The following is a 12,419-nucleotide window of genomic DNA, read 5'->3' on the forward strand; positions in this document are numbered from 1 at the left end:
AAGTAAACACGCGTCACCCATTGGAGGGAAATGAACCGCACCGCAGAGCTGGTTGTCTTGGCGGCTGACGACGGAACGCCCGTTGGGACGGCGGACAAGGCGACGGTCCATTCGACCTCCACCCCGCTGCATCTGGCCTTCTCGACGCACGTGTATGACGACGCCGGCCGCATCCTCCTTACGCGCCGCGCGCTGTCCAAGCGCACCTGGCCGGGCGTGTGGACCAACTCCTTCTGCGGCCACCCGGGCCCGGGTGAGGCAACCGAGGATGCCGTGGCGCGCCGCGCGGATCACGAGCTGGGGCTGCGCCTTGATCTGATTGAGCTACGGCTTCCGGACTTCCGGTACCGGGCTGTGGATGCCTCGGGCGTGGTGGAAAACGAGATCTGCCCCGTTTACACGGCACGCGCGGTTTCCCCGGTGAGCCCCCGCGAGGACGAGGTGATGCAGGTGCAGTGGGCGGACCCGCTGCAGCTCACCGCGGCCGTTGCCGCCGCACCCTGGGCCTTCAGCCCGTGGCTGACCCTGCAGTTGCCGCTGCTCTACCCGGAGCGGTTCGCCGCCTCCGTCTGACGGCTGTTCTATGCAGAAGGTCAGCGGTGCTCTGTCCGACGACGCCGCTCCCGGCCCGCGCTGATTGCTTGCCTCCAGCGCTCCCACGGCGGAGCCAGCCGCCAGTGGAGCGCCAGCGTGTGAAAGGCGCGGCGGAAGCGCCGGCGGCCGGCAGCCCCGCCGGCCAGTGAGCGGGCCGAGATCCCCACTTTGAGGGAGCGGTCGTACGCCGTGCGCTGCGAAGGGTCGAGCGCGAAGCCCAGATCGACGTCGTCGTGGACGTCCGGATCCCGGCGATGGATCCGCGAACGCACGCTCTCCCAGTCCGCGCGCCGGAAGGCGCAGTTCGAGCCGAACGGCGGCCAGTGGGCCATGGCGAGCCCCATAGAGACGAAGTACGCCTGCATATAAGCAAGGTTGGCCAGCCACGCACGGAGGGGTCCGGCGTCGTAAAAGTTTCCGGGACCGGTCAGTACGGCGAGGTCGGGTTCCGCAGCGAAGCGGTTCGCGATGCGTTGAAGCCAGTCCGTAGGCGGGAGTGTGTCCGCGTCGCAGCGGACGATGATGCTGCCGAGCGCGGCGTCGTAGCCGGCGGAAGCAGCAGCGGCGATTCCGGGCACTGGCTCCGTCAGCACGCGGGCGCCGAGCCGGGCAGCTATCTCCGCGCTGTTGTCGGTGGAGTTGTTGTCCACCACGATGACCTCCAGCGGGGCCACTGTCTGCGCGGCGAGTGCTTCGAGGCAGCGAGTCAGGGGACCGGCGTCGTCCTTGCAGGGAATCACCACGGACAGGGACGGCATGTGCTGATCCTAGCCGCCGCCTACAGTTCTATCGGTGTCGTCTCCAGGGAAGAAGAGATCCTCGATGGTGCAGCCGAAGATCGCGGCCAGCCGGAATGCCAGCGGCAGGGAGGGATCAAACCGGCCGCGTTCGATGGAGATGATGGTCTGGCGCGAGACGCCCAGTTCATCGGCGAGCCGCTGTTGGGACCACGCCAACCGCTGGCGGGACTCATGGACAGAGTTGCGCACATCAGCCCTTGCGTTGGAGGACCAGGTAGCGGATGCCGAAGGAGGCAAAGCACGCGAGCACAACAGCGGGAAGGACAAGCTTGAGGTCGACGGGAAAGTCTGCGGGAATGAACGCAAGGATGGTCGCGCCCGCTCCGGCGAGCAGGATGAGGTCGGTGAACGCGCCGGCGGCCGCACGGTCATACCATCCGGATTCAACGGATTCCTCCGGCCGGTCGGCGGCACCCTTGATGGTGCCGCGGTCCACCACGATGGCGTAGACGAGGGCAACCAACGGCAGGGCCAGGCAAAAGGCAAAGACCACGCCGCCAAGCATCGGGTTAGATTCGGTGACGCCCATTGCAGCCGCGACCACCCCGAGCGCTGCCGCTAGGGCCAGCCCGGCGGGAATGGCTACCCCCAGCGCCGGGAAACCGCCCCTTTTTGTGGTGCCCCACGGTGTGCGTACCTGTTGATCGTGCATTGGTTCCCCTCCATCATGTAAACCTTGCTTCACATGACAAGTTTGCTTTACATGCTGTCGACTGTCAAGCGCCATTCACTGCCAGGCAGGGGCGCTTTGGAAGGCCTCACGCACAGCGCGCAACGCGGCCAGTAGGCTTGAGTTCATGATCGCCGACCTCATCCGACGGCCGGCCACGCACGCCGAAGTCGCAGCGGACGGCGTGCGGGCTGCAGCCGTACTAAGCACCATCGTGATGGTGTTCTGGTGGGGGCCGGTGGACGTAGCCGTGTTCTTCCTCGCGCTCGGTGGGCTCACGTTGTCCCGCTATGCCCGTCCGCACCCGGTGTTCGATGCGGTGTACGGGTGCGCGCTGCTCTTCGCATGCTGGAGCAGCGTCCTGAATGTGTACGAACTGATTGCCTGGTGGGACCTGCTGGTGCACTGCGTCTGCACCGGGCCGGTGGCCGGCATGGCGTACGTGCTTGGATCGCACCTGCAGGTCTTGCCCGCCGCCGGCCACGGACGCCGGAACCGCGTGGGTGTGGTGCTGCAGGTGGTGCTCCTCGGCATGGCGCTCAGCGTCCTGTGGGAATTCGCCGAGTGGGCCGGTGATGCCTGGGTCACCGAGGACATCTACGTAACCTATGCGGACACCATGGGCGACCTCGCCGTTGCCACCCTCGGGTCACTCGCGGCGGGGATTCTGCTCGTAGCGCTCAGCCGCCCGCGCGTCCGGTCCTACCAGTAGCCTGCCACGCGGCTTCGAAAATCATCCACGCCTGAAGCTGCGTGGACAGTTCCACTGGGCCCTTACCGGCCGAATCTCCCGGCGCGGCAGGAAAGACCAGGACAGTACGACGACGGCGGCCGCCGGCTTCCCGCTCCGTGCGCCCCTCCCACAGGGCGCGCGCCGTCGTCGTGATCAGGGTGCGGGCGGTTGTGCGGGATGCTTCCGGCAGGTGCGGTGAAACCGCCGCGAGCGCAAGGTAGCGGGCGAGGATTCCCGTGAACAGGCCCCCGTCACCGCCGCCGTGGGTGCGTAGGGCGCCGTCCGGCTGAACGAGGTGGGTTGCTATGGCGGTGATCAGGCCGCTGGCGCGCTCCAGGCTTCGTTGGTCTCCAAGGGCCAGCAGGGCACCCAGGACCGGGCCCTGGTTGTAGGTGTAGAGGTCGGTGACCAGCCGTTCGCCGGGCATGCGGATGCCATCGAAGAGGAGCCCGGTTGCCGGGTCCAGCAGCCGGGCAAAAAGCCAGTCCACCAATTGTGCCGACTCGTCCGTCCGTCCGATGCGTGCGAAGTACAGCGCCGCCGGGGCGGTAGCCGGGGTGTTCTTGAAATCGCGGAACGTGTTCCAGAAGAGGCCGCCGCCGAGGTCCGGAGTGTGTGCTGAGGCCAGGGCTGCGGTAAGCGTGGAAAGCGGTCTGGTGCCTGCGATATCGGCTGAGCGCAGGGCAGCAAGGGCTAGCCAGGCCATGTCGTCGTAGTAGCTGTTTCTCCAGCGCCCGCCGTTGCGCAGGCGGATGGTGCGCAGGAGGCGGCGTGCGCGCGTGCGGTGAGCGGCGCCGTCGTCGTGATTAGTGATGTCTGCGCGCTCCGCCGCATCGAGGAGGCAATCGAGATAGTGCGCCTGCCACCAGTAGTGCCACGGAGCTGTGCTCCGGTTCGGGAGAGTGACCTGCGCGAGGTGCGTTCCGGGCAGGCCGAGCAGCCGGTGGCCGAAGGCCGCGGGGACTGAGGCGGCGGCTGCTGCGGGGCGCAGTTGTGCTTCCCGATGTTCCTCAGGGAGTTTCTCGGCGGGCAGTTCGGTGGGCATAGAGCCACCCTAAAGGGCGCCGTCGTCCTTGTGTTTGAGCACTATGCACAGTGCGGCGGCCTGCGGATGCTGCGGTGTGCTGCATCACAGTAGGCTCGAAGGAGTGTTCGCAGCTGAGTCTTCGACTCACCCCTCGAATCGACCCCCGACGCAAAGGAGATGTCATGGAGTGTGCAGGAACGGTAGCCCTGGTGACCGGCGGAGCGTCCGGGCTCGGCCGGGCGACGGCGCAGCGGCTGTATGACGACGGCGCATCAGTGGTGATCCTGGATCTTCCGCAATCGGATGGCGCAGATTTTGCCCAGTCGCTGGGGGAGCGGGCGCGGTTTGTTCCTGCTGACGTGACCAGCGAGGAACAGGTTCAGGCTGCGGTGGACGCGGCGGTTGAGCTGGGCCCGCTGCGGATTGTTGTCAACTGCGCAGGAGTGGCAACGCCCGGCAAGGTACTGGGCAGGGACGGCGTGCTGCCGCTGGAGCAGTTCAACAAGGTCATCAGGATCAACCTGATCGGCACGTTCAACGTGCTGCGGCTCGCGGCGGCCGCCATGGTTGCCACCGAGCCGGTACAGACGTCGACCGGCACGAACGAGCGCGGGGTCATCATCAACACGGCCTCCGTCGCGGCGTTTGACGGGCAGATCGGCCAGCCCGCGTACTCCGCGTCCAAGGGTGCTGTTGCGGCGATGACCCTGCCCGTTGCGCGTGAACTCGCGCGGTCCTTCATCCGCGTCATGACCATCGCCCCAGGCATCTTCGAAACCCCCATGATGGCCGGCTTGCCGCAGGAGGCCCAGGACTCCCTCGGGAAGCAGGTGCCGCACCCATCCAGGCTCGGCAAGGCCACCGAATACGCTTCGCTGGTTGCGCACATCGTTGAGAACCAGATGCTCAACGGCGAGACCATCCGGCTTGACGGTGCCATCCGAATGGCCCCCAAATAAAACACAGCAGTAGCTCCTCTATCCCGAAAGGACAGCTCAATGGAGAGCAGCCTCCCATCCGCAGACTTCTACGGATTCGAGTCCCTGCTCAGTGACGCCGAACGGGCGAAGCTGCAGGACGTGCGGGACTTCCTCGCCAAGGAAGTGGCGCCGTTCGCCACCGATTGGTGGAACCGGGCGGAATTTCCGTTGGAGGTGCTGCCCAAACTTGCCGCCCTGAACCTGAGTACGCCGGTCCAACAGGGGTACAGCTACCTGTTCAGCGGCATGGTCATCGCCGAACTCACCCGCGCCGATACCTCGTTGGCAACGTTCTTCATGGTGCATCACGATCTCTTCGTTGAGGCGTTGCACGAATTCGGGACAGAGGACCAGAAGGCACGGCTGCTGAAGGATGCCATGGACCTCACCATCACGGGTGCCTTTGCCCTCACTGAGCCCCAGCACGGGTCCGATGTGGCGGGCGGCATGGCAACCACCGCAACGCGGGACGGGGATACCTGGATTTTGAACGGCGCGAAGCGCTGGATCGGAAACGGGACGTTCTGCGACTACATGCTGCTGTGGGCGCGGGACACCGCGGACGGCGCCGTGCGGGGCTTCATCCTGGACGCCACACTGCCCGGGGTTACCCGGACGGCCATCGAGAACAAGATTGCGCTGCGGACTGTGCAGAACGCGGACATCATCCTGGACAACGTCAGGGTGTCAGAAGCAGACCGCTTCGCAGGAATCAACACTTTCACTGACACCAAGCACCTGCTGCGCGGTTCCCGCATCCTGGTGGGCTGGCAGGCGGTGGGCCAGCAGTTGGCGGCGTTCGACGCGGCGCGTGCCTACGCCGTCGAGCGCCATCAGTTCGGGCGTCCGCTGGCGAGCTTCCAGCTCATCCAGCAGCAGCTGGTGCGCATGCTGGGCAACACCACCGCGAGCCTCGGCATGATGGCGCGGGTTGCGCAGTTGCAGGAAGACGAGCACCGCGGATTGCATGAAGGACAGCAGCAGGTGCAGCGCAGCGGAGCGGACATGGCGCAGGCCGCGCTCGCGAAGTCCTACACGTCATCGCTGATGCGGGAGACGGTGGCAATGGGCAGGTCGATCTTCGGCGGCAACGGGATCGTGACGGACTACAAGATGGCGAAGATTTTCGCGGACGCCGAGGCAATCTACACCTACGAGGGTTCTTTCGAAATCAATACCCTCATTGTGGGGCGTGCGGTCACGGGAGTATCTGCGATCCTCTGACGGTTGTTCCTGCAGCCAGCGCGGAAGTGGTGGTTGCCAGGGTGAGCAATCCACCGGGACAGTGGAGTATGAGCTCTGTTGAATCGCTGCCGCAGCTGACAGCCCGGGAGACCACAACCTTCCTGTCGAAGGTGTTTGTGCCGACCCTGGCCAAGGGACCGATCATCCGGAAACCCCCGGAGCAGGAGGCGGAGGATCTTTTGCGCGTGGTGGGCAGATCCGGTGCGTTGAGCTGGGACGAGTTCATCCAGTCTTGGTACCGGATGGTTCGGCGGGTGGTCTTCACGGATGCAGCCGCACACGATTCCGAACTCACGGACATGCGGCCAGCTCCGCGCTGACGGGAACTGGGCGTTTTGGAAGCCTCGCAAAAGGAAGCGCTGAATGTCGGAGGACCGTTGCCGGGCACCCTCGACAACTATTCACTGCGCTTCACGACGGACCCCGCCAACCGTTGAGGAAGCTTCTGCACCTCCTGTGACCCGATGCACGGTTCGATTCTGGAATGACGCGCGGGTGTCCGGGGTTCCACCGAGTGAGTCCTCAGTACCCGATGGAAGGAATCAGCAGTGAAAGCAGTGTTCTATTCAACGTACGGTGACCCGGGCGTCCTTGAGTATGGTGACCAGCCGGAACCGAAGGTAGGCCCGGACACCGTCCTCATCGAGGTCAAAGCCGCATCGGTCAACCCGGTGGACTGGAAGGTCATGGCGGGTTACCTCGACGGTGCCATCACGGCGCACTTCCCGGTGATCCCGGGGTGGGATGTTTCCGGCGTCGTTGTTCAGCCCGGCCCCGCAGTTCCTGAATTTTCCGCTGGCGACGAGGTCATGGGCTACGTCCGGATGGACACCGTTGGCCAGGGAACCTTCGCGGAGCGTGTCGCCGCGCCGGTGCGAACCCTCTCCCGCAAACCCGCGAACCTCTCGTGGGCAGAGGCGGCAACTGTCCCGTTGACCGGCCTCACCGCACTGCAGACGCTGGACGCGCTGGACGTCTCCAGCGGTGACACCGTGCTGATCCACAACGGTGCTGGCGGCGTGGGCACTTTCGCCATCCAGATTGCACGTGGCCGCGGAGCCCGCGTCATTGCCACCGCGTCCGAGCGGAACCATGACTTCCTGCGTGAACTCGGCGCTGAACCCGTCTCCTACGGCGAGGGCGTCGCTGATCGTGTCCGTGAGATTGCACCGGACGGTGTCAACGCCGTCGTCGACTTCGTGGGCGGCGACGACTGGCAGGCATCGCTGGACAACCTGACCCGGCAGGGGCGCGTTGCATCCATTGCCGACGCCGACGTGAAGGAACATGGCGGACGGTACGTCTTTGTGCGCCCGGTGGCTGCCGACCTCGCCACGCTTGCTGACCTGATCGAAGCCGGCACGGTGAAGCCGGTGCTCGCCCAGACCTATCCGTTGGAGCGCGCGGCGGAAGCCTTTGCAGCCAACATGGAGGGTCACACGCGCGGGAAGATCGCGATTACCGTCGGCTAAGCCCGCGCCGGGCCGCCGTGCACTTCCTCACCGTCGTGATGGTCGTCGTCGTATTCGTACTCATCGTCGTCATCATCAGCGAGGTCAATCGGTGGGAGGTTGGCGGTCTGGTGACGGCGCAGGGCCCGGCGATAGGAATGGTCCACGCGGTGACGGCGTGATCCGGCGGTGATGAGAACGAGGAAGACCGCCAGCGCCGTCGCCGCGGCCGTGGGCAGCGACTGCGGTTCCCCGATGAGCCGCTCCACGATGATCCAGCCCATGCCCCACACCAGGGCAAGGGCAACCGCAATGCGGCCGCGGTCCATCGAGCAGACTGCACTTCCCATCACGACGACGACGCCGAGCCCCGCGAGTGCCCAGGCGAACTCGTTTTCCGTGAGCCAGGAAAACCCCTCAAGGGACAGGAACGCCGCGGTATGGCTGAGTGCCGTGAAGCCCGTCCAGCCCAGGAAAAGGCCGAGCGGTACGTCGACCAGCGTTCCTTCCAGCCGGGTGGCGGCCGACCACCGGTTCAGCCAGCGCAGCGACACCAGGAGCAGGACCAGCAGCACGCCGTGCACCATCAGGCTCGGTGCATAAAGCTCCGCCTGAATGGTCAGGGCCAACGCAAGATTCAGTAACAGGGCGGCGATGACCACCCAGCCCAACCGGCGGTGCCGCGGGCTGTCTGCCTGGCCGGGCAGCCACTGGTGAACGGTGTAGGCGATCAGGCCGAGCCCGATCAAGGCCCAGATGTACAGCGAGTTGAGGCTGGGGGAGACGAGTGTGAGGTCCGGACGCAGCAGTTCACTGGTCCAGATTTCAGTTCCACCGAAGAACCCTGCCACGGACGCCGTTCCCACCAGTGCGCCGATCACCGTCAGGGTGACAAGATTGCGCCGTACCTGGTCAGCCCGCCACGACCGAACGTTCGCTGCAGCGCTCCGGGAGGTGGTCGCGGTCCAGGCGGCGGTCTGTCTCCCTGACTTGGCGGCCCATGCGGCGGCGGCGGCGGAGGCCGCTTTCAACTTCTCTGCACGCGCCGCCCTGAGTTCCGCAGCGCGGGCCTTCTCGCGTGCTTGCGCTTGGTCGTCCTGCGTCTGGTTCGGGGTGCGGGTTGGGCTGGGAGCAGCACCGGCGGGCGCAGCGGTCGCAGCAGGACCAGCGGTCGGCGGTGCCGCCGTCGTCGTTCTTGGTTTTTCATCACCGGCGGAGACCGGCGCCTTCGGTTGTGCGGCTTTCAGCCGCTCAAGGACGCTGCTCGTCTCGGTCCGCGGAGGGGACGCTTCGGTGTTCTCCCCGGGCGGTACGGGCGGAACCTCGGGCAGCCGGTGATTGGACGGGGTCGGCATGCTCATGTGTCTTTCGGACCTCCCGGCGCTGCTTCAGCGCGAAGAACGCTGCAATGATCAGTCCCACCAGAGTACCCACCCCCATTCCCAGAAGTGCACTGGCCCACATGGGGAAACCGGTTGTGACGTCCGAAATGTACCCAAGGCCCACCAGCCAAATGGACCACAGCACCCCGCCCACGGCAGCAAATCCCAGGAAAGGCCGCAGGGGCAGTTCGGCGATCCCGGCAGCGGCGATACCCGCGGTCCGACCGCCCGGAAGGAACCGGAGAGCAACCAGGCCGGCGTAGGTGGGAGACTTGCCCGCCTTCTCGACTGCGTTGCGGATGCCGCGGTGGACGGCGCGGCCCCAGCGGAAGCGGTCCAGCCAGTGCGTCAGTTTTTTTCGGAAGAGCAGGTACAGGGCGAGGTCGCCCAGCAGGCTGCCGGTTGCAGCGGTCAGGAGGGCGATGGAAAGGAGCACTGAGCCCTCGGATGCAAGCGAGCCTGATGCAATGACCAGGAATTCCGAGGGCATAATGGGCGCGAAAACATCAGCGATGACCACCAGAAGCGTGACCGGATGGATCATGAGGGACCACTCGGCAATGGTTGACAGGTCCACCCGTACCAATTTACAGCGGGACGCCAAAACATGACCGGCTGCCGGCACAGATTCTGGGACCTCACCCGAGCGAAGACAGTTCCAACCCGCTCGTGAAGGACGCCGGCCGGGAGGACAGCGGGTCGACAAACTCGATGTGCCGGGCCAGGAGTTGCAGGGGTTTCGAGTAGTCGTCTTCCTGCTGCGGCTGCAGGACCGGGTAAAACGGATCGTTGACAATTCCGAGGCCCAGGCCGGCCATATGTAGCCGCAGCTGATGCGTCTTCCCGGTGTGCGGTTGCAGCCGGTAGCGGCCCACGCTGTGGTGCTGCCCGACAAGCTGCACCCGGGTCTCCGCGTTGGGGTCACCGGGGACCTCCTGCGCGAGGAGGTAGTCGCGGGATTTCACAATGCGGCTGTGGACGGTGCGCGGGTGAGCGTCAAGCTCCAACGACGGATCGATGGGAGCTGCGGCCTCATACTCCTTGCGGATACGGCGGTTCTCGAACAGGAGCTGGTACGCGCCGCGCGTTGCCGGGTTGGTGGAGAACATGAGGATTCCGGCGGTCATCCGGTCGAGGCGGTGCATGGGGATCAGATCAGGAAGGTCCAGCTGCACCCGCAACCGCACCAGAGCCGACTCCGCCACGTACATGCCGCCCGGCGTCGTCGGCAGGAAGTGCGGTTTATCCACAACCAGCAGGTTCTCGTCCTGGTGCAGGATGCTCAGCTCCACCGGCAGGCGCTTCTCCACCGGCAGTTCCCGGTAGTACCAGATAAACGTGTGCTCGCTGAGCGGAGTTGCCCGGGTGAGCCGCTCACCGCCCAGGGCAACCACTTCACCGCGGTCAAAGCGCTCGGCAATTTTGTTCGGATCCACGTGGTTCCAGCGGTCCAGGATGTACTCCAGCGCGGTATCCCACGGCCCCTCCGAAGGAAGCCGCAGCCGCGTCGCGTTCACGCCGTTGCGCACGGGAAGAGGGGATTGCATCACTTATCAAGGGTAGCGGGACTGGGAGCGGGCACGCTCTCAGCAACCCGTGATCCGGTAAAGGGCAGCTTCCCCCTCGCTGTCCACGCGTTCAAATCCGTTTTCCGGGGTCAAGTCCTGCAGCCCCGGCACTACCTCCGTTTTCCCCGGATGCACGGAGCTGATCCCGAAATCGAGGACGTACTCCACCCCCATCTCCTGAGCCGCAGCGCAGACTTCCGGATTGGTGGTGAGCTCGTCCAGGGACTCGTAGATGATCTTGCCGGCAGCGGACGCAGGTAGGGTTCCGTACGGCAACAGCGTGGGGATTCCCGTGTAGGAGTATGACAACGACGCCCCCGTCAGCGGAACCCCCACAATGCCTGAGCCCTCCTCCACAGTCTCGGGCAGCCGCTCGATGAGCGCGAGCTCATCGACTGTCAGCAGTTGCGACTCCTGGGTGAACCGGTACTTCGCGGCGGCTTCCGCAACCCCGCGCTGTACCGCTCCCAGCGGCGCCAGCAGCACACCCACAACAACCAGCGCGACGACGACGGCTCCCCGCTCCCTGCTCCCCTCACGGAGGAGGGCACTCACCTTTGGCTGGCGTTTCGCGGCGTCGACGAGGGCCACCGCTCCGAGGGAGGCAATGATGATCCCAGCCACCGGCAGCATGGCGCTGATCCGAAAGTAGTCGTTGTACCAGACGCCGGCCACGATCCACCGCAGGTCCGGAGCTTCCTTCCAGTTCGCGACCACGAACAGCATCGCCGCGAAGCCGTACAGGGCAAGCGCCCAGCGGTGCCGTTTGCGGCGGAGTACGAAGGCGGCCCCCACCAGTGTCAGGCCCGCCACCAAAAAGGCTGGAGGCCGGAAAAGTGGGGAGTGCAGGACCACCTCGATCAGGGCCAAGCCGGCGTTACCGAGTTCGTCCCAGTTGTCCGAGCTGCCGCGCGAGGGCCGGATCCGCATCCAGACAACTGCGAGGACCACCAGGAAAACCGCGGTGGGTGTCAGGGTGCGCCAGGTCGGTTCAGCGCTCCGGCGGAGTCTGCTGTACGCTGCCGCGAGCACCATGGGCAGGCTGAGGCCGAGTGCGCCGACCACCGACGATGGGTGCGCCAGAGCCAGCCCCGGCAGAACTCCCAACAGCAGCAGGAGGTTGGCCGCCGTCGTCGTGCGCAACGGTGCGCCGACGCGCATCAGCTGCACCACCAGGCCGAGCACAGCCGGCAGCAGGGCGATGGACAGCATGAATGGATAGACCACGCCGAATTCATACAGGAGGTAAGGGAAACTGCTGTAGGCACCGGACAGCACGGCGGCGCTGAGCAGGGCCGTGCGGCGCTCGCCGGTCACACGGGTCACCAGGAAAAGGCACCCGATACACCAGATCGCCAGGACTATGGCGAGGTTCACCACATTGATGGCTGCGGGTACGGACAGCCCGGAAGACAGAAGGACCACCGACACGATGGCGTGCCATCCCGCCGGGTAGAACGTGGCCGCCCGTGTTCCCAGGTATCCGAGGTCCGGGGAGGACGCGTTGCCGGTTTCCGCGATGTACCGGACAGCGTTGAGATGGAAAATGTTGTCGTGTGACTGTGCGATGTTTTCCGGGTCACCGAAGATCCACAGCGTGATCAGACCGACCGGGATCGCCGCAACAGCCCACGCAGCAAGCGAGTGCCGCAGTGGCCCGCCGGGGTCCGTGGCGACCGCCTCCCCGAAGCGTCGCCGGATGAGCCAGAGCAGGAGTGCTACAGCGGCGGTGACTCCGAGCAGCGGCACAATCGACCAGCGGACGCCCGCCAGCGCGGCCGACTCGGAGGCGATGACCACGCCACTGACGCTCAGCGGACCGGCCAGTGCAAGCAGGGTGAGGCGACGCAGACCGAAGACGGCGCCCCACAGCAGGCCGGGGCCAAGGAGTACCAGCAGCGCAACGAAGAAGCCTGGAAGCGTGCTGAGCCAGCTCATGGTCTCCCTCGGTAGTCAGTGCGGATGGTAC

At 65.6% G+C, this 12,419-nt stretch carries 14 protein-coding genes; 6 read left to right on the forward strand and 8 right to left on the reverse strand.

Annotation, left to right across the window (positions count from 1 at the left end; translation table 11 throughout):
• Positions 1–30: 30 nt before the first annotated feature.
• Complete coding sequence (gene idi, locus ASH00_RS06905) at positions 31–573, forward strand: isopentenyl-diphosphate Delta-isomerase (protein WP_056546233.1); 543 nt, start codon at positions 31–33, stop codon at positions 571–573.
• Between the two features lie 20 nt (positions 574–593).
• On the opposite strand, the gene ASH00_RS06910 is transcribed toward idi, so the two are convergent.
• The 3 genes from ASH00_RS06910 to ASH00_RS06920 are packed head-to-tail and all read right to left on the reverse strand — an operon-like array spanning position 594 to position 2,046.
• The gene (locus ASH00_RS06910) at positions 594–1,352 is read right to left on the reverse strand and encodes a glycosyltransferase family 2 protein (protein ID WP_056546236.1); all 759 of its coding nucleotides are present in this window, start codon (positions 1,350–1,352) and stop codon (positions 594–596) included.
• Between the two features lie 9 nt (positions 1,353–1,361).
• Entirely contained in the window at positions 1,362–1,583 is a 222-nt protein-coding gene (locus ASH00_RS06915; RefSeq protein ID WP_056546238.1) for a helix-turn-helix transcriptional regulator, read from the reverse strand.
• Position 1,584: 1 nt separating this feature from the next.
• Positions 1,585–2,046 (reverse strand): hypothetical protein, encoded by a 462-nt coding sequence (locus tag ASH00_RS06920; RefSeq protein ID WP_056546239.1) that lies wholly within the window; start codon positions 2,044–2,046, stop codon positions 1,585–1,587.
• Positions 2,047–2,191: 145 nt separating this feature from the next.
• Between ASH00_RS06920 and ASH00_RS06925 the strand changes: the two genes are divergently transcribed.
• Complete coding sequence (locus ASH00_RS06925) at positions 2,192–2,776, forward strand: hypothetical protein (RefSeq protein ID WP_056546241.1); 585 nt, start codon at positions 2,192–2,194, stop codon at positions 2,774–2,776.
• On the opposite strand, the gene ASH00_RS06930 is transcribed toward ASH00_RS06925, so the two are convergent.
• The gene (locus tag ASH00_RS06930; protein WP_056546243.1) at positions 2,745–3,842 is read right to left on the reverse strand and encodes a glycoside hydrolase family 76 protein; all 1,098 of its coding nucleotides are present in this window, start codon (positions 3,840–3,842) and stop codon (positions 2,745–2,747) included. The two genes, ASH00_RS06925 and ASH00_RS06930, sit on opposite strands and share 32 nt — an antisense overlap.
• A 164-nt stretch (positions 3,843–4,006) precedes the next feature.
• On the opposite strand from ASH00_RS06930, the gene ASH00_RS06935 reads away from it, so the two are divergent.
• The 4 genes from ASH00_RS06935 (at position 4,007) to ASH00_RS06950 (ending at position 7,521) form a co-directional block, all read left to right on the forward strand.
• Positions 4,007–4,783 (forward strand): 3-hydroxyacyl-CoA dehydrogenase, encoded by a 777-nt coding sequence (locus tag ASH00_RS06935; protein ID WP_056546245.1) that lies wholly within the window; start codon positions 4,007–4,009, stop codon positions 4,781–4,783.
• A 39-nt stretch (positions 4,784–4,822) separates the two neighbouring features.
• Entirely contained in the window at positions 4,823–6,028 is a 1,206-nt protein-coding gene (locus ASH00_RS06940; RefSeq protein WP_056546248.1) for an acyl-CoA dehydrogenase family protein, read from the forward strand.
• Between the two features lie 68 nt (positions 6,029–6,096).
• Positions 6,097–6,369 (forward strand): hypothetical protein, encoded by a 273-nt coding sequence (locus tag ASH00_RS06945; RefSeq protein WP_056546250.1) that lies wholly within the window; start codon positions 6,097–6,099, stop codon positions 6,367–6,369.
• A 228-nt stretch (positions 6,370–6,597) separates the two neighbouring features.
• Positions 6,598–7,521 carry an NADP-dependent oxidoreductase gene (locus tag ASH00_RS06950; RefSeq protein ID WP_056546253.1) on the forward strand — a complete coding sequence of 308 codons (924 nt, stop codon included), beginning with the start codon at positions 6,598–6,600 and terminating at the stop codon, positions 7,519–7,521.
• On the opposite strand, the gene ASH00_RS06955 is transcribed toward ASH00_RS06950, so the two are convergent.
• The 4 genes from ASH00_RS06955 to ASH00_RS06970 all read right to left on the reverse strand — a co-directional run bounded on the left by ASH00_RS06955 (position 7,518) and on the right by ASH00_RS06970 (position 12,388).
• Positions 7,518–8,855 carry a hypothetical protein gene (locus ASH00_RS06955; protein WP_056546255.1) on the reverse strand — a complete coding sequence of 446 codons (1,338 nt, stop codon included), beginning with the start codon at positions 8,853–8,855 and terminating at the stop codon, positions 7,518–7,520. The two genes, ASH00_RS06950 and ASH00_RS06955, sit on opposite strands and share 4 nt — an antisense overlap.
• A complete protein-coding gene (locus ASH00_RS06960) occupies positions 8,752–9,459 on the reverse strand; it encodes a DedA family protein (RefSeq protein ID WP_056546257.1) in 708 nt (235 codons plus the stop codon). The genes ASH00_RS06955 and ASH00_RS06960 overlap by 104 nt, the downstream gene beginning before the upstream one ends.
• A gap of 61 nt (positions 9,460–9,520) precedes the next feature.
• Positions 9,521–10,429: an RluA family pseudouridine synthase gene (locus ASH00_RS06965; RefSeq protein ID WP_056546258.1), complete on the reverse strand. Its 909-nt coding sequence runs from the start codon at positions 10,427–10,429 to the stop codon at positions 9,521–9,523.
• A 39-nt stretch (positions 10,430–10,468) separates the two neighbouring features.
• Positions 10,469–12,388 carry a DUF6541 family protein gene (locus ASH00_RS06970; protein ID WP_056546260.1) on the reverse strand — a complete coding sequence of 640 codons (1,920 nt, stop codon included), beginning with the start codon at positions 12,386–12,388 and terminating at the stop codon, positions 10,469–10,471.
• Between the last annotated feature and the right edge of the window lie 31 nt (positions 12,389–12,419).

This window comes from Arthrobacter sp. Soil782, from assembly GCF_001428435.1.
GTDB lineage: Bacteria > Actinomycetota > Actinomycetes > Actinomycetales > Micrococcaceae > Arthrobacter_D > Arthrobacter_D parietis.

Bases quoted from the DNA above. Each gene is read 5' to 3' on its own strand.
- ASH00_RS06935 (WP_056546245.1), top strand. From the start codon at position 4,007: ATGGAGTGTGCAGGAACGGTAGCCCTGGTGACCGGCGGAGCGTCCGGG.
- ASH00_RS06940 (WP_056546248.1), top strand. From the start codon at position 4,823: ATGGAGAGCAGCCTCCCATCCGCAGACTTCTACGGATTCGAGTCCCTG.
- ASH00_RS06910 (WP_056546236.1), bottom strand. From the start codon at position 1,352: ATGCCGTCCCTGTCCGTGGTGATTCCCTGCAAGGACGACGCCGGTCCC.
- ASH00_RS06955 (WP_056546255.1), bottom strand. From the start codon at position 8,855: ATGCCGACCCCGTCCAATCACCGGCTGCCCGAGGTTCCGCCCGTACCG.
- idi (WP_056546233.1), top strand. From the start codon at position 31: ATGAACCGCACCGCAGAGCTGGTTGTCTTGGCGGCTGACGACGGAACG.
- ASH00_RS06920 (WP_056546239.1), bottom strand. From the start codon at position 2,046: ATGCACGATCAACAGGTACGCACACCGTGGGGCACCACAAAAAGGGGC.
- ASH00_RS06945 (WP_056546250.1), top strand. From the start codon at position 6,097: ATGAGCTCTGTTGAATCGCTGCCGCAGCTGACAGCCCGGGAGACCACA.
- ASH00_RS06925 (WP_056546241.1), top strand. From the start codon at position 2,192: ATGATCGCCGACCTCATCCGACGGCCGGCCACGCACGCCGAAGTCGCA.
- ASH00_RS06965 (WP_056546258.1), bottom strand. From the start codon at position 10,429: ATGCAATCCCCTCTTCCCGTGCGCAACGGCGTGAACGCGACGCGGCTG.
- ASH00_RS06930 (WP_056546243.1), bottom strand. From the start codon at position 3,842: ATGCCCACCGAACTGCCCGCCGAGAAACTCCCTGAGGAACATCGGGAA.
- ASH00_RS06970 (WP_056546260.1), bottom strand. From the start codon at position 12,388: ATGAGCTGGCTCAGCACGCTTCCAGGCTTCTTCGTTGCGCTGCTGGTA.